Source organism: Variovorax sp. 01T432, from assembly GCF_056398605.1.
This window is the reverse complement of the sequence record NZ_JBFTPS010000048.1, coordinates 1-24,045: the sequence shown is the minus strand read 5'-3', so window position 1 is coordinate 24,045 and position 24,045 is coordinate 1. Positions and strand designations below refer to the sequence as shown.

At 67.5% G+C, this 24,045-nt stretch carries 22 protein-coding genes; 12 read left to right on the top strand and 10 right to left on the bottom strand.

Going from position 1 to position 24,045, the window contains the following annotated elements:
- The first annotated feature begins 102 nt into the window (after window positions 1-102).
- The 5 genes from gshA (at window position 103) to gshB (ending at window position 6,066) form a co-directional block, all read left to right on the top strand.
- The gene (gshA, locus tag AC1DNF_RS27520; protein WP_478151827.1) at window positions 103-1,398 is read left to right on the top strand and encodes a glutamate--cysteine ligase; all 1,296 of its coding nucleotides are present in this window, start codon (window positions 103-105) and stop codon (window positions 1,396-1,398) included.
- 158 nt (window positions 1,399-1,556) lie between these two features.
- A complete protein-coding gene (locus tag AC1DNF_RS27515) occupies window positions 1,557-3,425 on the top strand; it encodes a potassium transporter Kup (RefSeq protein WP_478151826.1) in 1,869 nt (622 codons plus the stop codon).
- A gap of 158 nt (window positions 3,426-3,583) precedes the next feature.
- Window positions 3,584-3,802 (top strand): hypothetical protein, encoded by a 219-nt coding sequence (locus AC1DNF_RS27510; RefSeq protein WP_478151825.1) that lies wholly within the window; start codon window positions 3,584-3,586, stop codon window positions 3,800-3,802.
- Window positions 3,803-3,836: 34 nt separating this feature from the next.
- On the top strand, window positions 3,837-5,114 hold the full coding sequence (locus AC1DNF_RS27505; RefSeq protein WP_478151824.1) for a benzoate/H(+) symporter BenE family transporter: 1,278 nt from the start codon (window positions 3,837-3,839) through the stop codon (window positions 5,112-5,114).
- A 1-nt stretch (window position 5,115) separates the two neighbouring features.
- Complete coding sequence (gshB, locus tag AC1DNF_RS27500) at window positions 5,116-6,066, top strand: glutathione synthase (RefSeq protein ID WP_478151823.1); 951 nt, start codon at window positions 5,116-5,118, stop codon at window positions 6,064-6,066.
- Window positions 6,067-6,074: 8 nt separating this feature from the next.
- On the opposite strand, the gene AC1DNF_RS27495 is transcribed toward gshB, so the two are convergent.
- Window positions 6,075-6,839, bottom strand: a complete 765-nt coding sequence (locus AC1DNF_RS27495; protein ID WP_478151822.1) for a class II glutamine amidotransferase — start codon at window positions 6,837-6,839, stop codon at window positions 6,075-6,077.
- Window positions 6,840-6,842: 3 nt separating this feature from the next.
- Window positions 6,843-8,312, bottom strand: a complete 1,470-nt coding sequence (locus tag AC1DNF_RS27490) for an MFS transporter (RefSeq protein WP_478151821.1) — start codon at window positions 8,310-8,312, stop codon at window positions 6,843-6,845.
- A 119-nt stretch (window positions 8,313-8,431) separates the two neighbouring features.
- Here AC1DNF_RS27490 and AC1DNF_RS27485 point away from each other — a divergent pair, with 119 nt between their 5' ends.
- Window positions 8,432-9,691, top strand: coding sequence for a zinc-binding metallopeptidase family protein (locus tag AC1DNF_RS27485; protein ID WP_478151820.1), 1,260 nt, complete (start codon window positions 8,432-8,434; stop codon window positions 9,689-9,691).
- Here the strand turns inward: AC1DNF_RS27485 and AC1DNF_RS27480 are convergent.
- From AC1DNF_RS27480 to AC1DNF_RS27455, 6 genes are all read right to left on the bottom strand, one after another.
- Window positions 9,682-9,903 carry a cysteine-rich CWC family protein gene (locus tag AC1DNF_RS27480; protein ID WP_478151819.1) on the bottom strand — a complete coding sequence of 74 codons (222 nt, stop codon included), beginning with the start codon at window positions 9,901-9,903 and terminating at the stop codon, window positions 9,682-9,684. The genes AC1DNF_RS27485 and AC1DNF_RS27480 overlap by 10 nt on opposite strands.
- On the bottom strand, window positions 9,904-11,160 hold the full coding sequence (locus tag AC1DNF_RS27475; protein WP_478151818.1) for a 6-phosphofructokinase: 1,257 nt from the start codon (window positions 11,158-11,160) through the stop codon (window positions 9,904-9,906).
- Window positions 11,161-11,204: 44 nt separating this feature from the next.
- Complete coding sequence (locus tag AC1DNF_RS27470; RefSeq protein ID WP_478151817.1) at window positions 11,205-12,362, bottom strand: acyl-CoA dehydrogenase family protein; 1,158 nt, start codon at window positions 12,360-12,362, stop codon at window positions 11,205-11,207.
- A 5-nt stretch (window positions 12,363-12,367) separates the two neighbouring features.
- The gene (locus tag AC1DNF_RS27465; protein ID WP_478151816.1) at window positions 12,368-13,162 is read right to left on the bottom strand and encodes an enoyl-CoA hydratase-related protein; all 795 of its coding nucleotides are present in this window, start codon (window positions 13,160-13,162) and stop codon (window positions 12,368-12,370) included.
- Entirely contained in the window at window positions 13,162-14,340 is a 1,179-nt protein-coding gene (locus AC1DNF_RS27460; protein ID WP_478151815.1) for an acetyl-CoA C-acetyltransferase, read from the bottom strand. Before AC1DNF_RS27460 ends, AC1DNF_RS27465 begins: the two co-directional genes overlap by 1 nt.
- 93 nt (window positions 14,341-14,433) lie before the next feature.
- On the bottom strand, window positions 14,434-14,751 hold the full coding sequence (locus AC1DNF_RS27455; RefSeq protein WP_478151814.1) for a DUF2917 domain-containing protein: 318 nt from the start codon (window positions 14,749-14,751) through the stop codon (window positions 14,434-14,436).
- 82 nt (window positions 14,752-14,833) lie between these two features.
- Here AC1DNF_RS27455 and AC1DNF_RS27450 point away from each other — a divergent pair, with 82 nt between their 5' ends.
- Both AC1DNF_RS27450 and AC1DNF_RS27445 read left to right on the top strand, forming a co-directional pair.
- Window positions 14,834-15,766, top strand: a complete 933-nt coding sequence (locus AC1DNF_RS27450; RefSeq protein WP_478151813.1) for a LysR substrate-binding domain-containing protein — start codon at window positions 14,834-14,836, stop codon at window positions 15,764-15,766.
- A 51-nt stretch (window positions 15,767-15,817) separates the two neighbouring features.
- Window positions 15,818-16,522, top strand: coding sequence for a ProQ/FINO family protein (locus AC1DNF_RS27445; RefSeq protein ID WP_478151812.1), 705 nt, complete (start codon window positions 15,818-15,820; stop codon window positions 16,520-16,522).
- 44 nt (window positions 16,523-16,566) lie between these two features.
- Here the strand turns inward: AC1DNF_RS27445 and AC1DNF_RS27440 are convergent, their stop codons facing one another.
- Window positions 16,567-18,744: a malate synthase G gene (locus AC1DNF_RS27440; RefSeq protein ID WP_478151811.1), complete on the bottom strand. Its 2,178-nt coding sequence runs from the start codon at window positions 18,742-18,744 to the stop codon at window positions 16,567-16,569.
- Window positions 18,745-18,952: 208 nt separating this feature from the next.
- Here AC1DNF_RS27440 and hisC point away from each other — a divergent pair, with 208 nt between their 5' ends.
- Window positions 18,953-19,939: a histidinol-phosphate transaminase gene (hisC, locus tag AC1DNF_RS27435; protein ID WP_478151810.1), complete on the top strand. Its 987-nt coding sequence runs from the start codon at window positions 18,953-18,955 to the stop codon at window positions 19,937-19,939.
- On the opposite strand, the gene AC1DNF_RS27430 is transcribed toward hisC, so the two are convergent.
- Window positions 19,923-20,663: an IclR family transcriptional regulator gene (locus AC1DNF_RS27430; RefSeq protein ID WP_478151809.1), complete on the bottom strand. Its 741-nt coding sequence runs from the start codon at window positions 20,661-20,663 to the stop codon at window positions 19,923-19,925. The genes hisC and AC1DNF_RS27430 overlap by 17 nt on opposite strands.
- Window positions 20,664-20,776: 113 nt before the next feature.
- On the opposite strand from AC1DNF_RS27430, the gene AC1DNF_RS27425 reads away from it, so the two are divergent.
- The 3 genes from AC1DNF_RS27425 to AC1DNF_RS27415 are packed head-to-tail and all read left to right on the top strand — an operon-like array spanning window position 20,777 to window position 23,868.
- Window positions 20,777-21,709, top strand: a complete 933-nt coding sequence (locus AC1DNF_RS27425) for a hydroxymethylglutaryl-CoA lyase (RefSeq protein ID WP_478151808.1) — start codon at window positions 20,777-20,779, stop codon at window positions 21,707-21,709.
- Window positions 21,702-22,892 (top strand): CaiB/BaiF CoA transferase family protein, encoded by a 1,191-nt coding sequence (locus AC1DNF_RS27420; protein WP_478151807.1) that lies wholly within the window; start codon window positions 21,702-21,704, stop codon window positions 22,890-22,892. Before AC1DNF_RS27425 ends, AC1DNF_RS27420 begins: the two co-directional genes overlap by 8 nt.
- Window positions 22,893-22,896: 4 nt before the next feature.
- A complete protein-coding gene (locus AC1DNF_RS27415; protein ID WP_478151806.1) occupies window positions 22,897-23,868 on the top strand; it encodes a Bug family tripartite tricarboxylate transporter substrate binding protein in 972 nt (323 codons plus the stop codon).
- Window positions 23,869-24,045: the final 177 nt, after the last annotated feature.

Here is a 24,045-nt window from a genome sequence, read left to right as displayed (position 1 = left end):
GTCAGGGGCGGCGCGGACGATGCTTGTCATATGGACGGCCGTCCCCAAATCCTACAATTCCAGTCTCCCTCTGTCGCAGAATTCGTATAACAAGGCCGCCGCATGGTTCCCCATCTCGTCACCGCCCTGACCGGCCCCATCAACGAACTCGAACAGCGCGTTCTCGACTCCACCCCCGCCATCGAGCGTTGGTTCAGGCTCGAATGGATGGAGCACACGCCGCCCTTCTACAGCTCGGTCGATATTCGCAACGCGGGCTTCAAGCTGGCGCCGGTCGACACCAGCCTCTACCCGGGCGGATGGAACAACCTGACGCAGGAGATGCTGCCCCTGGCTGTGCAAGCCGCGCAGGCCGCCATCGAGAAGATCTGCCCCGAGGCGCGCAACCTTCTGGTGATCCCCGAGAACCACTCGAGCAATACCTTCTACCTTGCCAACGTGGCCCAGTTGGTGCGCATTTTCCATATGGCGGGGCTCAACGTGCGCGTGGGTTCGATCGATCCGGCGATCAAGACCTCCAAGAAGATCGAGCTGCCGAACGGCGAAACGGTGTGCCTGGAGCCCGTGGTGCGCAGCAAGCGCCGCCTGGGCCTGAAGAACTTCGACCCCTGCACCATCCTTCTCAACAACGACCTGTCGGCCGGAACGCCGGGAATCCTGGAAGACCTGCACGAGCAGTACCTGCTGCCGCCCGTGCACGCCGGCTGGTCGGTGCGGCGCAAGAGCAATCACTTCCACAGCTATGAAGAAGTGTCCAAGCGCTTCGGCAAGCTGCTGGGCATCGACCCCTGGTTGATCAATCCGATGTACGCCAAGGCCGCGGGTGTCAATTTCGCCGACGGCTCGGGCATGGACGTGCTGACCAGCCACGTGGATGCGCTGCTCACCAAGGTACGCCGCAAGTACAAGGAGTACGGCATCAACGAAAAGCCTTTCGTGGTCGTCAAGGCCGACAACGGTGCGCGCGGCCTGGGCGTGATGACGGTGCGCGATGTCAAGGAACTCGAAGCGCTGGGCCGCAGGGCGCGCGCCAAGGCCAGCCCCTTGCGGGAGGGCCAGGCGCCCGATGACCTGATCGTGCAGGAGGGTGTCCTCACCAATGAGCGCGTCAACAACGGCGTGGCGGAGCCCGTGGTCTACATGATGGACCGCTACGTGGTGGGCGGCTTCTACCGCGTGCATGCGGAGCGCAATCCGGATGAGAACCTCAACCTGCCGGGTGCGAGCTTCGTTCCATTGGCTTTTTCGGAGAGTGCGCACTTACCGCAGCCTGGTGCGAAGCCCGGCGCGAGCGCACCCAATCGGTTCTACATGTACGGCGTGATCGGCCGCCTGGCCATGGTGGCGGCCAGTTACGAGCTGGAAGCGACCAATCCGGACGCCGAAATCTACGAATGATTTCCAGGCGCGCCTTGCGGGGCCTCCTGGTGACGGCAAAATAGCGGCCCCACAGCAACGCAAACGAGAGGGCGGAGGGCGATGCGACGGCCGGACGAGGCTGTCGACGCGCCCCGGCGGGTGCCTCATCACCCCCAGCGACCCTGTGCAACGACTTCGTGTCTCCCTCCAAATCCTCCGCCGCTGCATTGATTCTCGCGGCCATCGGCGTCGTCTATGGCGACATCGGCACCAGCGTCCTGTATGCGGTCAAGGAGGTATTCGGACACGGCCGCGTCCCCTTCACGATCGAGAATGTATACGGCATCCTGTCGATGTTCTTCTGGACGCTGACGACCATCGTCTCGCTCAAGTACGTCGTTCTGGTGCTGCGGGCCGACAACGAAGGCGAAGGCGGACTGGTCGCGATGCTGGCGCTGGCTTCACAGGCCGTCGCCGACAAGCCTCGCCTGCGCCACGTGCTGCTGGTGGTCGGCATCTTCGGCACTTCGCTCTTCTATGGGGACGGCGTCATCACGCCGGCCATCTCCGTTCTGTCGGCGGTCGAAGGCCTGGAGGTGGTGTCGCCGCAGTTCATGCACTACGTGATACCCATCACGCTCGTGGTGCTCTTCTGTCTCTTCGCCGTGCAGAAGCGCGGCACGGCCGGCATCGGGCGCTTCTTCGGCCCGATCACGCTGGCCTGGTTCCTCGTGATCTCGCTGCTCGGCGTGTCGCAGATCATGACCCATCCGGAGATCCTGAAGGCGCTGAGTCCGCACTATGCGCTGCGCTTCATGTGGGGCAATCCGGTCACCAGCTTCATCATCCTGGGTGCGACCGTGCTGTGCGTGACTGGCGCCGAAGCGCTCTACGCGGACCTGGGTCATTTCGGCAAGCGGCCGATCCGCATCGCGTGGTTTTCGGTCGTGATGCCGGCGCTCACGCTCAACTATTTCGGGCAAGGCGCGCTGCTGCTGGGCAACCCGCTGGCGGTGAAGAACCCGTTCTTCATGATGGCGCCCGAGTGGGCGCTGGTGCCGCTGGTGCTGCTCGCCACGGCCGCCACGGTGATCGCATCGCAGGCGCTCATCACGGGCGCCTTCAGCGTCACGCGGCAGGTGATCCAGCTCGGTTACCTGCCGAGGCTGAACATCGAGCACACGAGTGTGCGCACTGCGGGACAGATCTACATCCCGTTCGTCAACTGGGGTTTGTTCGTCGCGATCGTGCTCGCGGTGGTCATGTTCCGATCGTCCAGCAACCTGGCGGCGGCCTACGGCATCGCCGTGACCACCGACATGCTGATCACGACCGTGCTGACCTTCTTCGTGATCCGCTATGCCTGGAAGTACCCCCTGGCCTTGTGCATCGGCGCGACCGGCGCCTTCTTCATCGTCGACTTCCTGTTCTTCGCTTCCAATCTGCTCAAGCTGTTCGAAGGCGGCTGGTTCCCGCTCATGATCGGCGGCGCCATCTTCACCCTGATGCTGACTTGGAAGGAAGGCCGGCGACTGATGGGCAAGATGCAGTTGCAGGAGGCCATCGACCTGCGCGGCTTCCTGGACTCGGTGTTCGTCAACCCGCCGGCGCGCGTCGACGGCACGGCGGTGTTCCTGACGGCGGAGCCGGGGGTCGTCCCCAATGCGCTGCTGCACAACCTCAAGCACAACAAGGTGCTGCACGAGCAGAACCTCTTCGTCACCGTGCGCAATCACGAGGTGCCGTGGATTCCCATGGACAAGCGCATCGAGATGGAACCCCTGGGCCACCATTGCTGGCAGGTGGTGGTGCACTATGGCTTCAAGAATGACGTCGACCTGCCTCGCGCGCTGGAGCATGCCCGTCTGCGCGGATGTCAGCTCGAACCGATGACGACGAGCTACTTCCTGTCGCGCGACGTGGTCATACCGACCCTGGGCAGCGGCATGGCGCCGTGGCGCGAAAAGCTTTTCGCGCAGATGCATCACAACGCGAGCGGCGCGGCCGACTTCCTGGGGCTGCCGAACAACGCCGTGGTCGAGCTCGGATCGAAGATCGAAATCTGAACGGGCCTTTCCTGCGCATCCGTGCTCGGGTATCGTCGCGCCTCGACAAAACCAGGTCGGGGAGAGATTGATGCAGGGACTGCAGGGCACAGCCGCGCACGCGGCGGGTGATTCGTTTCCATTCAGGCGGGATTGCCCGTCGCTGAAAGGAGACCTTCATGTCGGTTGAGACGGTTCACCCAGGCGCCTGGTTCTTCCTGTTTCTCGCCGTGGGCGCGATGGTCTGGTTCCTGGGCAAGAGTCCGCTGCGCCGCGAGCGCGAAAAGACCGTCGATCGTGTCGAGAAGCTGGTGGGGTATGTGGTCATCGTATTGCTATGCATCCTGCTCGTCGCGGGGGTGGTCCTGCTCGTGAAGGAAGCCCTCCAGCCCCGTTGAACGCGCTCCCGACCGCTCCGGCACAATCGCCCGCATGCGATTCTTCAAGGACCTGAGCCTCTCGGCCTTCACCGCGGGATTCGTCGCCGTGCTCGTGGGCTTCACGAGTTCCGTGGCGATCGTCTTCCAGGCCGCGCGCGCCTTTGGCGCCACCCCGGAGATGATCAGCTCGTGGATGTGGGCGCTGGGGCTCGGCATGGGGCTGGCGTCGGCGCTGCCCTCGCTGTGGTGGCGCAAACCCGTCATGATCGCCTGGAGCACGCCGGGGGCGGCGGTGCTCGCGGTCGCCGGTGCCGGCTACGGCATGGGCGAGGCGGTGGGCGCCTTCATCGTCTGCGCGCTGCTGATGACTCTCGCGGGGGCCACCGGATGGTTCGAGCGCGTGATGAACAGAATCCCGATGGCGCTCGCATCGGCGCTGCTCGCTGGTGTGCTTGCGCGCTTCGGTCTGGAAGCCTTTCTCGCGGCCAGAACGGCCCTGCCGCTGGTGCTGGTGATGCTCGGCACTTACCTGGTCGGCAGGCGGCTGTTGCCGCGCTACGCGGTGCCGCTGACGCTGCTGGTCGCAACACTCTTCGTGAGCGCGCGCGGTGAACTGGCCTGGGGCGCCGCCCATTTCAGCCTGGCCATGCCGCTGTTCACGATGCCCGTCTTCACCTGGCAGGCGGCGGTCAGCCTCGCGCTGCCGCTGTTCGTGGTCACCATGGCATCGCAGAACCTGCCGGGTGTCGCGGCCATCCGCGCCGCGGGCTACGAACTGCCGGTTTCCAGGCTCATCACCCTCAGCGGGCTCACCACGCTGGTGCTCGCACCCTTCGGCGCCTTCGCGCTCAACCTCAGTGCCATCACCGCGGCCATCTGCATGGGACGCGAGGCGCACGAGGATCCGGCGCGGCGCTACACGGCCGCGGTGAGCTGCGGCGCGATCTACGTGGTGATCGGCCTGTTCGGCGCCGCCGTGACCGGTCTGCTCACGGCCTTTCCCAAAGAGCTCGTCGCGGCGATCGCAGGCCTGGCGCTGCTCGGCACCATCGGCGGGGGGCTCGCGGCGGCGGTGCGCGAGGAATCGCACCGCGAGGCCGCGCTGATCACCTTCCTCGTCACGCTGTCGGGCGTCACCATTGCCGGCATCGGCTCCGCCTTCTGGGGCGTGGTGGCCGGCGCCATGGCGCTCGGTATCCAGCAGCTGGGCCGCAGACCCTTCGCAAGCAGGGAAATCGCGCCTGCATGCAAGATCAAGCAAGAGGCGCGCGCAGCGAATGCGGCGCCACCTTCCAAGGCTTCATCGCCGACCGCCGGAAAGACCTCCTGACATGCACATCCTCTTCGTCGCCGATCCGCTCGAGCAGTTCAAGATCTACAAGGACACCACCTTCTCGATGATGCGGGAGGCGCAGCGGCGCGGCCACACCGTCTCGGCCTGCGAACCGCACCATCTGAGCTGGCAACGCGGCCAGCCGGTGACCGCAAAATCACGGGCGATCGTACTCACGGGCGACCCCGACGACTGGTTCCGCGACGAGGGGGTCCGGGAGAGCCCGTTGCATGCCTTCGACGTCGTGCTGATGCGCAAGGACCCGCCTTTCGACGCCGAATACATCTACGCCACTCACCTGCTCGAGCAGGCCGAGCGCGAAGGCGCGCGCGTCGTCAACAAGCCGCGCGCGCTGCGCGACCACCCCGAGAAGCTTGCGATCATGGAGTTCGCGGAGTTCACCACGCCGACCCTGGTCACGCGTGACGCGGCCGCCGTGCGAGCCTTCCACGCCGAGCACCGGGACATCATCCTGAAGCCGCTCGATGGCATGGGCGGCATGGGCATCTTCCGGGTCAAGGCGGACGGGCTGAACCTCGGGTCGATCGTCGAGACGCTCAACAAGCACGGGGCCGAGACGATCATGGTGCAGCGTTTCGTGCCCGAGATCGCGCAGGGCGACAAGCGCGTGCTCGTGATCGGCGGCCGTCCCGTGCCTTTCAGCCTCGCGCGCATTCCGCAGGGCACGGAGGTGCGCGGCAACCTGGCTGCGGGCGGCAAGGGCGTGGCGCAGCCATTGACGGATCAGGATCGCCGGATCGCCGAGGCCATCGGCCCGGTGCTGAGCAAGCGAGGCCTGCTGCTGGTCGGGCTCGACGTCATCGGCGGTTCGCTCACCGAGATCAACGTGACCAGCCCGACCTGCTTTCAGGAAATCACCGAACAGACCGGCTTCGACGTGCCGGCCATGTTCATCGATGCGCTCGAAGCGGAGTTGAAGCCAGCGTAGGGCGCCGCTCAGCTGCCTCGGCAGCCGTCCACGAACACCGCCAGCTCGCCGGGTGCGAAGGCGGTCCAGTTCTCGTTGTTGGTGAGCGGCGCCGTCACCACTACCGCCACGCGGTCCTTGGGCGTGGTGTGCTGGGCGAAGTCGATGCTCAGGTCTTCGTCCGAGAGCTGGGCGCTCACGAAGGGGTGCCGCCGTTCGACGTACCAGAGGTGCGTCGAGGCGTGGGTCCACAGCGCCTGCCCGTTCGAGAGCATGAAATTGAAGGTGCCCCGGGCGGCCAGGCGCGGCGCCAGTTCACGCAGCGTGAGCGTGAGTTCCTCGACGCTGGGAACGCCGGCGTGCGATTTCGCGAGCTCCTGCATGAGCCAGCAGAAGGCGTGCTCGCTGTCGGTACTGCCGACCGGACGGAAGCTGCCGTGCAGCCGCGGCCTGTAGTCCTTCAGGTCGCCGTTGTGGGCGAACACCCAGTAGCGGCCCCACAACTCGCGCACGAAGGGGTGGCAGTTCTGCAGGTTCACCGCGCCCTGCGTGGCCTTGCGGATGTGGGCGATGACATTGCGGCTGCGGATCGGGTAGCGCCGGATCAGGTCGGCCACCGGCGATTCGCAGGCCGGCAGGTGGTCGACGAAATGCCGCAGGCCCCGGTCCTCAAAGAAGGCGATGCCCCAGCCGTCGACATGGTGGTCGGTGCGTCCGCCGCGCTGGGCGAAGCCGGTGAAGCTGAAGGTCACGTCCGTCGGCGTGTTGCAGTTCATTCCGAGCAACTGGCACATGTCTCAAGCCTCCTGTTGGGGCACGGCGGCCGTGCGACCTTCGCGCAACTGCCATGCCGCGCAGATCGCCAGCGTACACAGACCGGCCAGCAGGGCGAACACCTCGTCGAAGGCGGCGAGCCGCGCGGTGCTGGTGAGCGGATTGGCCAGCGAATCGCCATGGGCGGCCAGCCGCCATTCGAGCACGACCGCGCACATGCTCACGCCGGCCGCGCCGCCGAGCATGCGCAGGAAGTTGATGGCGCTCGCGCCCTGCGGAATCAGCACCTTGGCCAGCGGGCGCATCGATCCCAGGTTCAGCGAAGGCAGGATGAAGCCCAGCCCGAGGCGCCCGACGATCGCGAAGAGCGCGATCAGCCAGACCGCGCTGTTCAGCCGCAGCGCCATCATCAGCGCGAAGGAGGCGGCGAGCAGCGCGAGCCCGATGCTCACCAGCAGCCAGGTGGGTTGCCGGTCGGCCAGTCGGCCCACCCCGGCAATGGTGATCGCCAGCACGAAGCCCGCGGGCATCAGGATCGTGCCGACGTGCGAGGCCGAAAGCTGCAGGGCCACCTGCATGTAGACCGGCAGCAGGTAGGTCGAGCCGAACAGCGCCGTGCCATAGATGAAGGCGACGATGCTGCCCATCGCGAACTGCCGGTACTGGAAGAGTTCGAGGTTCATCAGCGGCGAGCCGCCGGCCGCCGCGAAGCGTTTCTGCCAGGTGATGAACGCGGCGAACGCCAGGCACGCGCCCGTCAGCAGCAGCACGGCCTGGGTCGGCGAATCGCCGCGCAGCGCGACCAGCCCGTTGAGCAGGCACAGCGTGCCCAGCGTGCCGAGTGCGAGGCCGCGCCAATCCAGCCCGCCGCTGCGCGCGGCCACCACGCCGCCCGGGGCGGTGGTCGGCACGAACTTGTAGGCCAGCCAGATCGAACTCACGCAGAAGGGCACCACCATGAAGAAGATCGAGCGCCAGCCGAACAGGTCCACCAGCACGCCGCCGATGCTCGGCCCGATGGCCGGCGCGAGCACCGCGCCCATGCCGAAGATGCCGCTCGCCCGGCCTTGTTCGTCCGGTTCGAAGGCCCGCAGGATGATGATGGCCGGAATCGGCTGCACCACGCCGGCCGCGAGCCCCTCGGCGACCCGTGCCATCAGCACCACGGGAAAGTGATTCGCCAGTCCGCCGACCACGCCGCCCGTCAGCAGCAGGACCATCGTGCCCACGTAGGTCCGGCGGTAGCCGTAGCGCGAGAGCAGCCACGGCGTCGTGAGCATCGACACCGTCATCGCGACCATGAAGCCCGAACTGACCCATTGCGCACGTTCCTGCCCGAGCGAGAAGTGATGGCTCATACCCGGGATCGCCACGTTCACGATCGTGGAGGACATGATGGACGCCATGGTGCCCACCATTACCGACAGGAGGAGGAGCCATCGATAGCGCGGGCCGTAGCGGGCGCTCAGCGATTGGGTAGGGGTCTGGGTCATCGGGTGGATTGGCTGGTTCGGCCGTCCTACAAGGATATCGGTGTTTCCGCGCCGGCTCCGTGCATTGCGCGCCTCAAAATGCTTTGGCTGTCCCATCTCGACGCCAGAAGAAGACCCGCATGGAATCCCCAGCCCAAGACCGCGACCCCGCCGAGCTCCCCGAAACCGGCAACCAGACCGCGCCCTCGCTCGCCGCGGACCTGCAGGCGCCGAGCATCAGCCGCGCCTACCAATGCCAGTGCGGGCGCCCCGTGTTCCTGGGCAACAGCCAGTGCCTGGCCTGCCGCACGCCGCTGGGCTATGTGATCGAGCGCCTGGGCGTGGTGCCGCTCGCGCCGGTTACCCAGGAAGATGCGGAGCCCGACACCTTCACGGTGTTCGGCGACACCCATGGAAAGAGATACCGCCGCTGCGCCAATCTGATGACCGCCGCGGGCTGCAACTGGATGGTCCCCGCGCCGCGCGAGGGCGACGGCCCGGCATTCCATATCGATGGCCTCGCGCCGGGCTTCTGCCTGTCGTGCAGCGTCACGCGAACCATCCCCGACCTTTCGGCCGAGGGCAATGACGTCTCATGGCGCAAGCTCGAACTCGCCAAGCGCCGCCTGATCTCGCAGCTGCTCGCGCTGGGCCTGCCTGTCGTCACGCGCTTGAGCGATCCGGTGCACGGCCTGGCTTTTGACTTCCTGAGCAAGATGCCCGGCGGACCGCACGTGATGACGGGCCATGAGGCCGGCGTAGTCACGCTCAACGCCGAAGAAGCGGAGGACGCCGTGCGGGAACGCATCCGCGCCGAGATGCGCGAGCCCTATCGCACGCTGCTGGGGCATTTCCGGCATGAAATCGGCCACTACTACTGGGACCTGCTGGTCTTTCCCGCGCCGTGGATCGAAGGCTTCCGCCAACTCTTCGGGGACGAGCGGGCCGATTACGCCACCGCCCTTCGCAATCACTACGAGAACGGCCCGCCACCCGACTGGGCCGACCGCTATGTCACGAGCTATGCCAGCGCCCATCCCTGGGAAGACTGGGCCGAGACCTGGGCCCATTACCTGCACATGGCGGACACCGTCGACACGGCCATGAGCTTCGGCGTCGATGCGCGCAACGTCGAACTCACCAGCGACCTCTTCGACACGGCCGATCTCTGGCAGCCCGAGCATCCGGATGCGGCGAATTTCCTGGATTTCCTCAACGGGTGGGTGCGCCTGACCAATGTGCTCAACGAGCTGTCGCGCAGCATGGGCCAGCCGGACTATTACCCCTTCGTGCTGCCGCGTGTGGCCGTCGGCAAGCTACAGTTCATCCACCAGGTGATCACCGAGCAGCGCGAGCGCGGCGAGCCCCTGCCGGGCCCCGCGCCGGACCCTCAGCCCTGAACCGCCCCCAGCGCCGCGCAGCGCGCGCAGACGCACGCGAGCCCTCGCTGTTCGACGGGTACGCGGGCCAGCAGCGCGGCGCTGAAGTCGGCCCGCATGCACCAGCAGGCGGGTTGCGGCTGGCCCGTTTCACGTTCGACTTCCATTGCGCAGCGATTCGACTCGCCGCACAGCGGGCAGCGTGAGGGGTCCGGCGCTGCCGCAATGCCCATCTATGCGATCTCGAACGTCGCCAGCTTCCTGGGGACCGCAGCGTTCGCCAGCGTCACGTAGACCGGCAGCCCGTCGCGGTATGCGGGGTAGTCCTCGCCCTGGATCAGCGGCAGCAGGTAGCGCCGGCACTTGTCGGTGATGCCGTAGCCGTCGCTCGAGATGAAATCGCGCGGCATGAATTTCTCGGTGTTGGCCACGGCATCGAGCGGGGCGCTGCCGATGTGATAGGCGTAGGGCACGTCCGAGGTGCGCTCGATGGTCGGCATCACGGCGTTGTGGCCCGCCAGCGCGAGCTGCACCGCGCTCTGACCGAGTTCATAGGCCTGGCGAACGTCGGTGGCCGATGCGATGTGCCGCGCCGAACGCTGCAGGTAGTCGGCGACCGCCCAGTGGAACTTGTAGCCCAGCGCATCCTTGACCATCTGCGCCACCACCGGCGCGGCGCCGCCGAGCTGGGCATGGCCGAAGGCGTCCTTCGAGCCTTGCTCGGCCAGGAAGGTGCCGTCCGGATGGTGGCAGCCCTCGGACACGACCACGGTGCAGTAACCGTGATGCTTCACCAGGGCATCCACGCGGGCGAGGAAGGCCGGCTGGTCGAAGGGAATCTCGGGGAACAGGATCACGACCGGAATGCCGTGGTCCGCCGCAAGTCCGCCGGCTGCGGCGATCCAGCCCGCATGGCGCCCCATCACCTCGAGCACGAACACCTTGGTGGAGGTGGCGGCCATGGAGCGCACGTCCAGCGAGGCCTCGAGCGTCGACACCGCGACGTACTTCGCGACCGAGCCGAATCCGGGGCAGCAGTCGGTCAGCGGCAGGTCGTTGTCGATGGTCTTGGGCACATGGATCGCCTGCAGCGAATAGCCGAGCGACTCCGACAGCTGGCTCACCTTGAAGCAGGTGTCGGCCGAATCGCCGCCGCCGTTGTAGAAGAAGTAGCCGATGTCGTGCGCCTTGAAGACCTCGATCAGGCGCTCGTACTCGCGACGGTTCTTCTCCAGCGACTTGAGCTTGTAGCGGCACGATCCGAACGCGCCCGCCGGCGTCGAGCGCAGTGCCGCGATGGCCTCCGCGGACTCCTTGCCGGTGTCGATCAGGTCCTCGGTCAAGGCGCCGAGGATGCCGTTGCGGCCGGCGTAGACGTTGCCGATCCGGTCGGGGTGCCGGCGCGCGGTTTCGATCACTCCGCAGGCCGAGGCGTTGATCACGGAGGTGACACCGCCCGACTGGGCGTAGAAGGCGTTCTGGATGGTCATGGCGCATTCTCCAACAGCCCCGCATTTTCGCCCAGGGGCGGGCCCTAGCCCAACCCCATCGCCCGCGTGATGACCTCCTTCATGATCTCGTTGGTGCCGCCGTAGATACGCTGCACCCGCGCGTCGGCATAGGCACGGGTGATCGGGTATTCCCACATGAAGCCGTAGCCGCCGTGCAGTTGAACGCACGCGTCCATCACCTTGCATTGCAGGTCGGTGGTCCAGTACTTGGCCATGCTCGCGGTCGCGGTGTCCAGCTTCTCCTGCATGAGGAGTTCGATGCACTTGTCGACGAACACCTGCGCCACCTGCACCTCGGTCTGGAGTTCTGCCAGCGTGTAGCGCGTGTGCTGGTAGGCGGCGACGGGCTGCCCGAACACCTTGCGCTCTTTCACATAGGCGATGGTCTGGTCGATGGCCGCCTGCGAAGCGGCCACCGCGCTGATCGCGATCTGCAGCCGCTCCCACGGCAGCTGCTCCATCAGGCAGACGAAGCCGCGGTTCTCCTGCGCCGCGCCGCCCAGCAGCGCTTCGGCCGGCAGATGCACATCGTCGAAGAAGAGCTCCGAGGTGTCCTGGGCCTTCAGCCCCAGCTTCTTCAGGCGCTTGCCTTTTTTGAAGCCGGCCGTGCCGCGCTCCACCAGAAACAGGCTGGTGCCCTTGGCGCCGGCGGCCGGGTCGGTCTTGGCGACCACGATCACCAGGTCGGCATGCCAGCCATTGGTGATGAAGGTCTTGCTGCCGTTCATGACATAGCTGCCGTCGGCCTGCTTGATGGCGGTCGTGCGCACCGCCTGCAGGTCGCTGCCGGCGGCGGGTTCGCTCATCGCGATGGCGCCGATCATTTCGCCGCTCGCCAGCCTGGGCAGGTAGTTCTTCTTTTGCGCTTGCGTACCGTAGCGCAGGATGTACGGCGCGACGATCTCGCTGTGCAGCCCGTAGCCGATGCCGGTGAAGCCGCGCGCCCAGAGCTCCTCGAACTGGATCACCGAATAGAGCAGGTCGGCGCCCGCGCCGCCGTATTCCTCCGGCAGCGCCATGCAGAGAAAGCCGTTCGCGCCGGCCTTGTTCCAGACCTCCCGGTCGACGTAGCCCTGCTCTTCCCAGGCCTCGTGGAAGGGCGCGATCTCCTTGTCCATGAAGCGGCGGAAGCTGTCGCGGAAGGCCTCGTGGTCGGGTGTGAAGAGGGTGCGTTCGATCATGCGCTTCACCGTGGAGAAAAGACCGGCTGGCGCTTCTGCAGGAAGGCGTTGACGCCTTCGGCGAAGCTCGGCTTCTCGATCAATTCGCGCTGACGCTCGCTCTCGTACTTCAACTGCTCGGAAAGTGTGTGGTGCTCGGACGCCTGCAGCGCGGCGCGCGCTTCGAGCACCGCATGCGCCGGCAGGCGCGCAAGCCGCTGCGCCGTCTGCCGTGCCTCGGGCAGCATCACATCGTCTTCAAGGCAGGCCCAGATCAGACCCCACTGCGCCGCCCGCTCGGCGGGAAGCCGCTCGTCGAGCAGGCTCATGCCGAGCGCGCGCGCGGGACCGACCAGGCGCGGAATGAACCAGGTGCAGCCCAGGTCCGGCACGATGCCCAGCCTGGGCAGGAAGGACAGGTAGAAGTAGGCGCTCCGCGCCGCGAGCACCACGTCGCCCGCAAGTGCAAGGCCCACGCCGGCGCCTGCCGCAGCCCCGTTGACCGCGCACACCACCGGCACCGGCAGCGCGCGCATTTCCTCGATCAGGGGGGTGCTCACCGACCGCATCCACTGCGCCGTTTGGTCGCCGAGCGACTGGCCCTCCTCGGGCGCGCGCATCGCGCTCAGGTCGGCGCCGACGCAGAAGGCCTTGCCCGCGCCCGTGAGCACCACGGCCCGCACGCCATGGTCGGCGCGCACGCGCGCGAAGGCCTCGCGCAACTCGTGCTGCAGGTCGAGGGCAATGGGGTTGAGCTTGGCGGGCAGGTTCAGCGTGAGGGTGGCCACGCCGTCTTCCAGGTCCCACAGAACGGCCGTCATCAGAGTCGCTCCACGATGGTGACGTTCGCCATGCCGCCGCCCTCGCACATGGTCTGCAGTCCGTAGCGTTTCCCGCGCTGGCCGAGCGCATTCACCAGCGTGGTCATCAGTTTGGTGCCCGACGCGCCCAGCGGATGGCCCAGCGCGATCGCGCCGCCGTTCACATTGAGCTTCGCCGGGTCGGCGCCGAGCGCCTGCAGCCAGGCCAGTGGGACGGGCGCGAAGGCCTCGTTGACTTCGTAGAGGTCGATATCCTCGATCTTCATGCCGGCCTTCCGAAGCGCGCGCGCGGTCGCCGGGAGGGGAGCCTCCAGCATGATCACCGGGTCGTGGCCCAGCACGCTCATGTGGTGGATGCGCGCGAGCGGCTTCACGCCCAGTGCCTTCAGCCCGCGCTCGTTGACCACCAGCACACCGCTCGCGCCGTCGCAGATCTGACTGGCCGTGGCGGCCGTGCAGCGCCCGCCCTCGGCGATCAGCTTGACGCCCGCGATCCCTTCGAGGGTCGCGTCGAAGCGGATGCCCTCGTCGACGGTGTGCATCTCCCCGCTGCCCGAGCCGTCGGCCAGGCGGATCTCGACGGGCACGATCTCGCCGTCGAACGCGCCTTCGCGGCTCGCCGCAATCGCTCGCCTGTGGCTTTCGAAGGCATAGCGATCGAGAGTGTCCTTGGAGAGCCCATAGTTCTTCGCGATCATCTCCGCGCCCGTGAACTGGCTGAACTCCACGCCCGGATAGCGCCGCTGCATCGCGGGGCTCATGCAGGTGCCCAGCCCCGCCTTGGCCGCCAAGGCGTTGGGCGTGAACATGGGCACGCGCGTCATGCTCTCGACGCCGGCCGCGATCACCGCGTCCATGCTGCCGGACATCACGGCCTGCGCCGCGAAATGCAGCGCCTGCTGCGAGGAGCCGCATTGCCGGTCGATCGAGGTTCCCGGTACCGATTCGGGCAGCTTCGATGCCAGCACCGCGTTGCGCGCCACGTTGGTCGCCTGCTCGCCGACCTGGCTCACGCAGCCGAGGATCACGTCCTCGACCGCGGCCGGGTCGATGCCGCTCCGGGCCACCAAGGCGTCGATGACCTGTGCCGCCAGGTCGACCGGATGCCAGCCCGCGAGCTTGCCGCCGCGGCGGCCACCGGCGGTGCGCGCGGTGGCCACGATGTATGCCTCTGCCATGGATATTCCCTCATTGCCGCAAGAATAGGCCCGACGCAGACACCCGCATCCATGGCCACGAGCGTCGATGGTTCAACGCCCGGGCGCCCCCGGTCAAGCCGGGGACATCCCGTGGGACCACAGTCGCCAAGGCGACCTGGCGCGCTGCGGGACCTCCGAGGCCTTGGCCACCGACAGCCCCGCCGCGCGCAGGCGCAGGCAGGAGGGCTCCAGCGCCGCGATCAGCACGCGCCGGTGGGTGTCGCTGCGGAAGCGCTCCCCTGGCGCCAGCACGATGTCGCGCGTGTCGTGGTCGAGCGTGATCCACACCGCGCCGCTGCGGCATTCGATGTCGACCTCGTGGGCATCCGGAAGCTCGAAGATGGCCTTGTCCGGCAGGCTCACGCTGAGGCGTTGCGGCTGGCTGTTCATGGTGGCTTCCTTGGCATTCACTGTGAGAATGAATATAGTCAGCCGACCTTCCCGTGTCATACGGTGATTGGGAACTCGTTGCATGCGCCCAGAGAATGCGAAAGCCCCACCAGCGGGGGTCGAGCTGCCGCCGCTGGAGCTGTTGCGCAGCTTCGAGGCGGCAGCGCGCACGCTCAGCTTCACGCTGGCGGCGAGCGAGCTGTTCCTGACCCAGTCGGCCGTGAGCCGGCAGATCCAGCAGCTGGAGGCCAGCCTCGGCGTGTTGCTGTTCGAGCGCCGTCATCGCGCGCTGGCGCTCACCGAGGCCGGCCGCGTGCTGCAGCGCGCCGTCGTCGACAGCCTGGAGCGCCTGCGCGACGCCACCGCGCGCCTGCGCGCTGCGCCGGTCCTGCGCCATGTCGCGATCACCAGCACACCGGGTTTTGCCTCGTTCTGGCTCATTCCCCGGCTTGCGCGTTTCACTGCCGACCATCCGCTGGTCGACGTGCGGGTGTCGGCCACGCTGGAGGTGCTCGACCTGGAGCGCAGTCGCATCGACGTGGCGGTGCGCTTCGTGCCGATCGGCCGTGGCACCGGCGCCCCGCTTTTCGAGGAGTCGGTGCTGCCGCTGTGCGCACCGCAGGTCGCCGCCGAACTGCGCGAACCGGCCGACCTGGCGGCGCAGACGCTGCTGACCATCGAGGCGTCGGACCCCGCCCAGGCCCCCACCACCGACTGGGAGCCCTGGCTCGAAGTGATGGGCCTCACGGATCTGCGCATGAAGAACACGATGCGTTTCACGCTCTACACCGACGCGGTGGCCGCCGCGGTCGCCGGCCAGGGCGTGGTCATCGGCCGCCTGCCGCTGCTGCGGGACCTGGTGCAAGGCGGCCGGCTGGTCGCCCCCTTGGGCGAAGGCGCGGCGTCGCGCCGGGCCTACTTCATCGAGACCTCGCGCCGCGCCGCCACCAATGCCGACGCGCAGGATTTCGTGCGCTGGCTGCGTGCCGAGGCCGAGGCGGCGCAGCGCGGCTGAGCGGCGGCATTACAGTTCGGGTCAAGCACTCCGCCTGAATTGATGACTCCGATGACCGAAACCGACACCGCTCCAGAAACAATCGCCGCCAAGAAAGAGGGCGGCCGCCCTCGGCGCAACGCCAAGCCCGGTGGACCCAGGGAGGCTGCGGCCCCCAAGGGCCAGCGGCCTCAGCGCAAGGTCAACCCCGTGCTGGAGCGCCTGTTCGAGCTCTATCCCAAGATGTTCGGCGCCCGCTTCCTGCCGCTCAAGCTCGGCGTGTTCCATGACCTGCTGGCGCTGCATCCGGACGAATTCAAGCGCGAAGACCTCAAGGTCGCGCTCGGGCTTCATGCGCGCTCCACGCGCTACCTCGAGGCCGTGGCCGCGGGCGAGAAGCGCCACGATCTCAACGGGCAGCCGGTGGAGGATGTCTCCGCCGAGCACGTCCACCATGCCATCCTGGAGGTCTTTCGCCGTCGCCAGGCCCGCACGCCCGAAGACTTGCGCCCCAAGCTGCGCGCGCGCTTGGTCGAGGCGATCGAGGCCTCGGGCCTGTCGCGAGAGGAATACATGCTGGCCGTTCGCGCGCAGGACGAGTTCTCGACCGCTGTGCTCGACGAGGCCTTCGCCGAGTTGGGCGAGCGGACCGCCAAGCGCGAGGCCCTGCAACGGGCCTTCGAGGCCAGCGGCCGCACGGTGGCGGAATTCGCGGAGATGTACGGGATGGACCCGGCCGAAGTCGCCCGGACCCTGGGCGGCGGCCGGCGAGCCTGAAGGCCCTCGCCGGCGCCCTCTCCCTCGGGAGAGGGCGCGCAATCTCAGGCTGCCGCGGCCTTGACCTTCAAGCGCCATGCATGCAGCAGCGGCTCCGTGTATCCGCTCGGCTGCTCGATGCCCTTGAATACCAGGTCTTGCGCCGCCTGGTACGCGGCCGAGGTCGTGAAATGGCCCGCCATGTTCCGGTAGAGCGGGTCGCCCGCGTTCTGCTGGTCCACGACCGCGGCCATGCGCTCGAAGGTCGCCTTCACCTGTGCCGCGCTCACCACGCCGTGCAGCAGCCAGTTCGCGATGTGCTGGCTCGAAATGCGCAGGGTCGCGCGGTCTTCCATGAGCCCGATGTTGTGGATGTCCGGCACCTTGGAGCAGCCCACGCCCTGGTCGATCCAGCGCACCACATAGCCCAGGATGCCCTGCACGTTGTTGTCGAGCTCCAGCTGGCGCTCGGCGTCCGTCCATTTCACCTCGGGCGCCACGGGCACCTTCAGCAGATCGTTCAGGATGTTGTCGCGCTCGGCGTTGGCGTCGATCTTCTCCAGTTCCTTCTGAACTTCGGCCACGTCGACCTGGTGGTAGTGCAGCGCGTGCAGCACCGCGGCCGTGGGCGAGGGCACCCATGCCGTGTTGGCGCCGGCCCGGGGGTGGGCGATCTTCTGCTCCAGCATCGCGGCCATCAGGTCGGGCATGGCCCACATGCCCTTGCCGATCTGCGCCTTGCCGCGCAGGCCGCATGACAGGCCCACCAGCACGTTGTTCTTCTCGTAGGCCTGAATCCATGGCGTGCTCTTCATGTCGCCCTTGCGCAGCATCGGGCCGGCCTGCATCGCGGTGTGCATCTCGTCGCCGGTACGGTCGAGGAAGCCGGTGTTGATGAAGGCCACGCGGGCGGCGGCTTCGGCGATGCAGGCCTTGAGGTTGACGCTGGTGCGGCGCTCCTCGTCCATGATGCCGAGCTTCACCGTGTTGGCGGGCAGGCCCAGCAGCTGCTCGACGCGACCGAAGAGCTCGCTCGCGAACGCCACTTCGGCCGGGCCGTGCATCTTGGGCTTCACGATGTAGACGCTGCCGGTGCGCGAATTGCCCTTGCGCTGGAGGTCGACGGTGGCGATGGCCGTGGTGACGACCGCATCCATGATCCCCTCGGGAATCTCCTTGCCGTCGCCGTAGAGGATCGCCGGGTTGGTCATCAGATGGCCCACGTTGCGCAGGAACATGAGCGAGCGGCCATGCAGCCTCACCGGCTTGCCGTCCGCGCCCGTGTATTCGCGATCGGGGTTCAGGCCGCGGGTGAAGGTCTTGCCGCCCTTGGTGACTTCCTCGGTCAGCGTGCCTTGCAGGATGCCGAGCCAGTTCGAATAGGCGAGCACCTTGTCGGCGGCATCCACCACGGCCACCGAATCCTCGAGGTCGAGGATGGTGGAGAGCGCGGCTTCGAGCACGAGATCGCTGACGCCGGCCGCGTCGGTCTTGCCGATGGCGGTGCCCCGATCGATGCGGATGTCGAGGTGGATGCCGTTGTGCTTGAGCAGCACCGACGAGGGCGAGGCGGCCTCGCCCTGGTAGCCGATGAACTGCGCGGGGTCGGCAAGGCCGGTGCTGCTGCTCTGCAGCGCGACCACCAGCTTGCCGTCCTTCACCGAATAGCCCGTCGCCTTCTTGTGCGAGCCGTTTTCGAGCGGCGCGGCCTGGTCGAGCACATTGCGGGCAAATTCGATCACCTTCGCGCCGCGCACCGGGTTGTAGCCCTTGCCCTTTTCAGCGCCGTCGGCTTCCGCGATCGCATCGGTTCCGTAAAGCGCGTCGTACAGCGAGCCCCAGCGCGCGTTCGCCGCGTTGAGCGCGTAGCGCGCGTTCAGGATCGGCACCACCAGTTGCGGGCCGGCCTGCTGCGCGAGTTCGGCATCGACGTTGGCGGTGGTCGCCTTCACGTCCTTTGGCTGCGGCAGCAGATAGCCGATCGATTCGAGAAACTTGCGGTAGGCCGGCATGTCGGCGATCGGGCCGGGATGCGCCTTGTGCCAGGCGTCCATTTCGGTCTGCAGGCGGTCGCGCTCGGCCAGCAGCGCGAGATTCCGCGGCGCGAGATCGCTGACGATGGCATCGAAGCCTTTCCAGAAGGTGCCGCTGGCGACGCCGGCCGCGGGCAGGACCTTCTCTTCGATGAAGTGATGCAATTCGGTGGCGACCTGGAGGCCGTGAACGGTGGTGCGGGCGGTCATGGTTCTTTTCTCCTTGAGAACAGGGGCAGGCAAAGACTTTATTCGATACCTCGTTGACGAGTAAGAGTCGAAAGTGGGTTTTATCAATGACAAAAATGAAGGTAATCTCGACCCACCGAGGCTTTTCGCGTCAAAGGGTAGGCCCTGACAGGCGCCGCGTCCACGGCGGATATATTGAATCTCTTAAATAAATTCCGAACCTGACGAGATGATCCTCCTGGCCTCCAACGAGAACCCGCTCGGCATGCCCGAATCGGCACGCCGCGCCGCGGCCGCCGCGCTCGAAGACGCGGGCAACTACCCCGACAGCAACGGCACCGCGCTCAAGAATGCGCTGGCGGCGCGGCTCGACGTGCCGCCCGGCTGGCTGACGCTCGGAAGCGGCTCGAGCGAGATCCTCGAACTGGCCGCGCAAGTGAGCGTGAAGCCCGGCGAGGGCGTCGTGTATTCGCAATATGGCTTCGTCGTGTACGGGCAGGCGGCAGCACATGCCCATGCGCGAAGCACCGTCGTGCCCGCGCGCCGGTTCGGGCACGATCTCGATGCCATGCGGGCCGCCATCGGCGAGGACACGCGCCTGGTCTTCGTGGCCAATCCGAACAACCCCACGGGCACCTTTCTCGAAGCGGAGCCGCTGTTCGAATTCCTGCAGGCGGTGCCGGCGCACGCCACAGTGCTGCTGGACGAGGCCTATACCGAGTACCTCAGTCCCGCGGAGCGCTACGACAGCATCGAATGGGTGCGGCAGCTTCCCAACCTGATCGTCGCGCGCACCTTTTCCAAGGCCTTCGGCCTGGCGGGCCTGCGCATCGGCTACGGCGTTGCGCAGCCCGGACTGTCCGCGCGGATGAACGCCCAGCGGCCGCGCTTCAACGTGACCACCCCGGCGCAAGCAGCCGCGCTGGCGGCGCTGGCCGACAGGGATTTTCTGGCGCGCACCTACGAACTCAATCTCGCGGAACGCGCCCAACTCGCCGCGGACCTGACCGAACTCGGGCTGGACTGCATTCCCTCGTCAGGCAATTTCCTCATGGTGCGGGTCGGCGACGGACAGGCCGTGCATGCGCGCCTGCTGGCTGCAGGCATCGCCGTGTCGCCGCTCGACAGCTACGGCCTGCCTGAATGGCTGCGCATCACCGTCGGCTTGCCGGAGCAGAACCGGGCGGTGCTCGCCGCGCTCAGACCTGACCGCTGAGCCGCCGCGCCGCCGCGCGCACCGGTTCGATATACGCCTCGTCGTACCGATGGGCGGGCATGGTCAGCGTGACGGCCGCGGCGAGCCGGCCATCGGCATGGAACACCGGCGCCGAGATGCCGGCCAGCTCGGCCGTGCGGTCGCCGATCAGCGCGCAATAGCCCTGGGCGCGGATGCTCTCGCAGAGCTTGCGGTCCTTGCCCGCGCGCGGACGCTCGGCCTCCGGGCCAAAGGCGATCAGGATGCGCGCGCCGGCGCCGCGGTCGGCTGGCAGCAGGTCCCCGGCGCGCACGTGGTCGCGCACGACGTGAGGCGAGTCGACCCGGTACAGGCACAGCCGCGCCCAGTGCTCGCCCTGGGCCTGGCGCACGTGATAGGCCGCGCTCTCGCCGGTCGCCGCGACCAATTCGCGCAACACGGGCGGCACGATGCGGTCGAGCGAGAGCGAGGCGCCGTACAGCGAGTGCAGGCGCGCGATCTCCATGCCGAGCGCATAGCGGCCATCGTCCTGCTTGCGGATCAGCCGCGCATGCTCCAGCGAGGCGAGCAGGCGCAGCACCGTGCTCTTGTAGAGCTGGGTGCGCTCGGCGAACTGCGCCAGTGTCAGCGCGTCGTCCCCCGGCTGGAAGGATGACAGCAGGCTGAGTGCGCGATCGACCGCCGCCGCGCCGCCGGGCGCGGCGTTCAGGTCGGAGACCGATTCGGTCTGGGCTTTGCGGGGCACGGGGACTTCCTTGACAGGGTTGACAGGACGGACTGCCGACGGTCTAATTCTGTTTGGCAGAATATAGTTCTGTAAGATAGAACAGTCAAGGCCGCCCGGCCAGGAGACCCACCATGACAGCCCCCGATGTCCTCATCAGCGAGGTCGGCCCGCGCGACGGCCTTCAGTCCGTCAAGGCGACGATGCCCACGGCCGACAAGCTGCGCTGGATCGACGCGCTCTACAACGCCGGCGTGCGCGAGATCGAGGTGGCCTCCTTCGTACCGGCGCGCCTGCTGCCGCAGATGGCCGATGCCGCCGAGGTCGTGCGCCACGCCATCACGCTGCCCGGCCTGACGGTGATGGCGCTAGTGCCCAACCGCAAGGGTGCCGAGGCCGCGCTCGCCGCCGGCGTCCACAAGCTCACGATGCCGGTGTCGGCCAGCGCGGCGCATTCGCTCGCCAACGTGCGCAAGACGCGCGAGGAGATGGTCGAGGAAGTGCGCGCCATCTCCGAGTTGCGCCGCGAGATCGCGCCGCAGGTCAGGCTCGAAGCCGGCATCTCCACCGCCTTCGGCTGCACGCTGCAGGGCGACGTGCCCGAGGACGAAGTCATCCGGCTCGCGGCCCAGTGCGTCGCCGCCGGCGCCGACGAGTCGGGACTTTCCGACACCGTCGGCTATGCCAACCCGGCACAGGTCCGCCGTCTCTTCAGGCGCCTGCGCGCCGAGATCGGCGACAAGGCGGGCGCCGCGCACATGCACAACACGCGCGGCCTCGGCCTCGCCAACTGCCTCGCCGCCTACGAAGAAGGCGTGCGGACCTTCGACGCCTCGCTCGGCGGCCTGGGCGGCTGCCCCTATGCGCCCGGCGCCTCGGGCAATGTGGTGACCGAGGACCTGGTCTTCATGTTCGAGGCCATGGGCATCTCGACCGGCATCGACCTCGACAAGCTCATCGCGGCACGCGCGCCGCTCGTCGCCGGCCTGCCGGGCGAACCGGTCTACGGCATGACGCCCGAGGCCGGCTTGCCCAAGGGCTTCATCCAGGGGGGCGCCCATGTCTGAGTCCACGCCGCTTCCCTATGCGGGCATCCGCGTGGTCGAGTTCACCCACATGGTGATGGGCCCCACCTGCGGCCTGCTGCTCGCGGACCTGGGCGCCGAGGTCATCAAGGTCGAACCGATCGAGGGCGACAACACCCGCCGCCTGCTCGGCTCCGGCGCGGGCTTCTTCCCGACCTTCAACCGCAACAAGAAGAGCATCGCCCTCGACCTCAAGAAGCCCGAGGGCGTCGAGGCCGCGCTGCGCCTGATCGCCACCGCCGACATCGTGAGCGAGAACTTCAAGCCCGGCACCATGAAGAAGCTGGGCCTGGACTATGACAGCCTGAAGAAGCTCAACCCGCGCCTCATCTACGTGAGCCATAAGGGCTTTCTGCCCGGACCGTACGAGCATCGCACCGCGCTCGACGAAGTCGTGCAGATGATGGGCGGCCTTGCCTACATGACGGGCCGCGCCGGCGACCCGCTGCGCGCGGGCACCAGCGTCAACGACATCATGGGCGGCATGTTCGGCGCCATCGGCGCGATGGCCGCGCTGCGCCAGCGCGAACTCACCGGCAAGGGCTGCGAAGTGCAGTCGGCGCTGTTCGAGAACAACATCTTCCTGGTGGCGCAGCACATGATGCAGTTCGCCGCCACGGGCAAGGCCGCCGACCCGATGCCCAGCCGCATCTCGGCCTGGGCCGTGTACGACGTCTTCACCGTCAAGGACGGCGAGCAGATCTTCCTGGCGGCCGTCAGCGACAAGCAGTGGACCATCTTCTGCAAGGCCTTCGGCCTGGAGGAGATGCTGGCCGATCCGCGCCTGAAGACCAACAACGACCGTGTGCTGGCGCGCGACTGGATGATGCCGATCCTGCGCTCGCACCTGGCGGGCCACAGCGCCGCCGAACTCAGCGCCGTGTTCGAGAAGAACGAACTCCCCTTTGCCCCCATCACCAAGCCGCAGGATCTCTTCGACGATCCGCACCTCAACGCCACCGGCGGCCTCGCGCCGATCCGAATGAACGACGGCAGCCAGTCGAAGGTGCCGCTGATGCCCTTCACGCTCGACGGCGCGCGTCCCGGCATCCGGCTGCAGCCGCCGCTGCTCGGCGAACACACGCGCGAGCTGCTGAAGGAAGTCGGCTATAGCGACGAACAGATCGCCGCGCTCAAGACCCAGAACATCACCACCGGAGACTGAACCCATGCGAAGCATTCACCGCCGCGCTCTCATCGCCTGCGCCGCCGCCCTCATCGCCGTGCCGGCCCTGGCGCAGGGCAACTGGCCCGACAGGCCCATCCGCTTCTTCGTGCCCTACACCCCCGGCGGCGCGACCGACGCGGTGACGCGGCTCATCGCGCAGAAGATCAACGAGGACACGCACTGGACCTTCATCGTCGACAACCGCAGCGGCGGCAACGGCACCATCGGGCTCGATGCGGTCGCCAAGGCCAAGCCTGACGGCTACACGATCGGCATGGGCCAGACCGCCAACCTCGCGATCAATCCGACGCTGCTTCCCAAGATGCCCTATGACGCGCTGAAGGACGTGGTGGCGGTTTCCGTCGTCGCCTCGCAGCCCGTGGTGCTGGTGGTGAACGTCGAGTCGCCCTACAAGTCGCTGGCCGAGCTGATTGCCGCCGCCAAGGCGAGGCCCGGCGACCTCAAGCAGGCGCTCGCCGGAACCGGCACGCTCGGCCACATGGCCGGAGAGGTGCTCGCGAAGCGGGCCGGCTTCAAGGTGCTCAACGTGCCCTACAAGGGCGCGGCGCCCGCGTTGACCGACCTGCTCGGCGGCCAGACCGACTACATGTTCGCCACGCCGCAGGGCGCGCTCGCGATGGTCAAGGGGGGCAAGCTGCGCGCCCTGGCCGTGACGTCCGCCAGGCGGCTGCCTGTGATGCCCGACGTCCCGACCGTCGCCGAGACCTACAAGGGCTTCGAGGCCGTCGACTGGAAGGCCATCGTCGCGCCCGCCGGCACGCCGCCGGAGATCGTGAAGACGCTCAACGCCGCGGTCGACAAGGCGCTGGCCAAGCCAGGCACCATCTCGCAGCTGCTGGCCGAAGGCAGTGCGCCGGTCGGCGGCAACGTGGAGCAGGCCGCCAAGTACATCCGGGCCGAGAACGCGAAATGGGGCGCCGTGGTGCGCGAGGCGGGCATCAAGCCCGATTGATGCAGTCGAGGGCGCTGGCGCGCCCGGTGCGCCTTGTATCTTTCAGGGTCGCTGACCAATAGTGGTCGAAGGCTGTGGGGCTTGTGGGCGAAGGCGGGCGCGGTGGGCAACGCGCAGCGTTGTCCACGGCAAGCCTGCCGGTGCGGCGCCAGCCGCATCGTCCACAAATCCACAGCC

Excerpts from the sequence above, each read along its gene's own strand:
- gshA (WP_478151827.1), top strand. The coding sequence starts at position 103 with ATGGTTCCCCATCTCGTCACCGCCCTGACCGGCCCCATCAACGAACTC.
- AC1DNF_RS27510 (WP_478151825.1), top strand. The coding sequence starts at position 3,584 with ATGTCGGTTGAGACGGTTCACCCAGGCGCCTGGTTCTTCCTGTTTCTC.
- AC1DNF_RS27505 (WP_478151824.1), top strand. The coding sequence starts at position 3,837 with ATGCGATTCTTCAAGGACCTGAGCCTCTCGGCCTTCACCGCGGGATTC.
- gshB (WP_478151823.1), top strand. The coding sequence starts at position 5,116 with ATGCACATCCTCTTCGTCGCCGATCCGCTCGAGCAGTTCAAGATCTAC.
- AC1DNF_RS27495 (WP_478151822.1), bottom strand. The coding sequence starts at position 6,839 with ATGTGCCAGTTGCTCGGAATGAACTGCAACACGCCGACGGACGTGACC.
- AC1DNF_RS27490 (WP_478151821.1), bottom strand. The coding sequence starts at position 8,312 with ATGACCCAGACCCCTACCCAATCGCTGAGCGCCCGCTACGGCCCGCGC.
- AC1DNF_RS27485 (WP_478151820.1), top strand. The coding sequence starts at position 8,432 with ATGGAATCCCCAGCCCAAGACCGCGACCCCGCCGAGCTCCCCGAAACC.
- AC1DNF_RS27480 (WP_478151819.1), bottom strand. The coding sequence starts at position 9,903 with ATGGGCATTGCGGCAGCGCCGGACCCCTCACGCTGCCCGCTGTGCGGC.
- AC1DNF_RS27475 (WP_478151818.1), bottom strand. The coding sequence starts at position 11,160 with ATGACCATCCAGAACGCCTTCTACGCCCAGTCGGGCGGTGTCACCTCC.
- AC1DNF_RS27470 (WP_478151817.1), bottom strand. The coding sequence starts at position 12,362 with ATGATCGAACGCACCCTCTTCACACCCGACCACGAGGCCTTCCGCGAC.
- AC1DNF_RS27465 (WP_478151816.1), bottom strand. The coding sequence starts at position 13,162 with ATGACGGCCGTTCTGTGGGACCTGGAAGACGGCGTGGCCACCCTCACG.
- AC1DNF_RS27460 (WP_478151815.1), bottom strand. The coding sequence starts at position 14,340 with ATGGCAGAGGCATACATCGTGGCCACCGCGCGCACCGCCGGTGGCCGC.
- AC1DNF_RS27455 (WP_478151814.1), bottom strand. The coding sequence starts at position 14,751 with ATGAACAGCCAGCCGCAACGCCTCAGCGTGAGCCTGCCGGACAAGGCC.
- AC1DNF_RS27450 (WP_478151813.1), top strand. The coding sequence starts at position 14,834 with ATGCGCCCAGAGAATGCGAAAGCCCCACCAGCGGGGGTCGAGCTGCCG.
- AC1DNF_RS27445 (WP_478151812.1), top strand. The coding sequence starts at position 15,818 with ATGACCGAAACCGACACCGCTCCAGAAACAATCGCCGCCAAGAAAGAG.
- AC1DNF_RS27440 (WP_478151811.1), bottom strand. The coding sequence starts at position 18,744 with ATGACCGCCCGCACCACCGTTCACGGCCTCCAGGTCGCCACCGAATTG.
- hisC (WP_478151810.1), top strand. The coding sequence starts at position 18,953 with ATGATCCTCCTGGCCTCCAACGAGAACCCGCTCGGCATGCCCGAATCG.
- AC1DNF_RS27425 (WP_478151808.1), top strand. The coding sequence starts at position 20,777 with ATGACAGCCCCCGATGTCCTCATCAGCGAGGTCGGCCCGCGCGACGGC.
- AC1DNF_RS27420 (WP_478151807.1), top strand. The coding sequence starts at position 21,702 with ATGTCTGAGTCCACGCCGCTTCCCTATGCGGGCATCCGCGTGGTCGAG.
- AC1DNF_RS27415 (WP_478151806.1), top strand. The coding sequence starts at position 22,897 with ATGCGAAGCATTCACCGCCGCGCTCTCATCGCCTGCGCCGCCGCCCTC.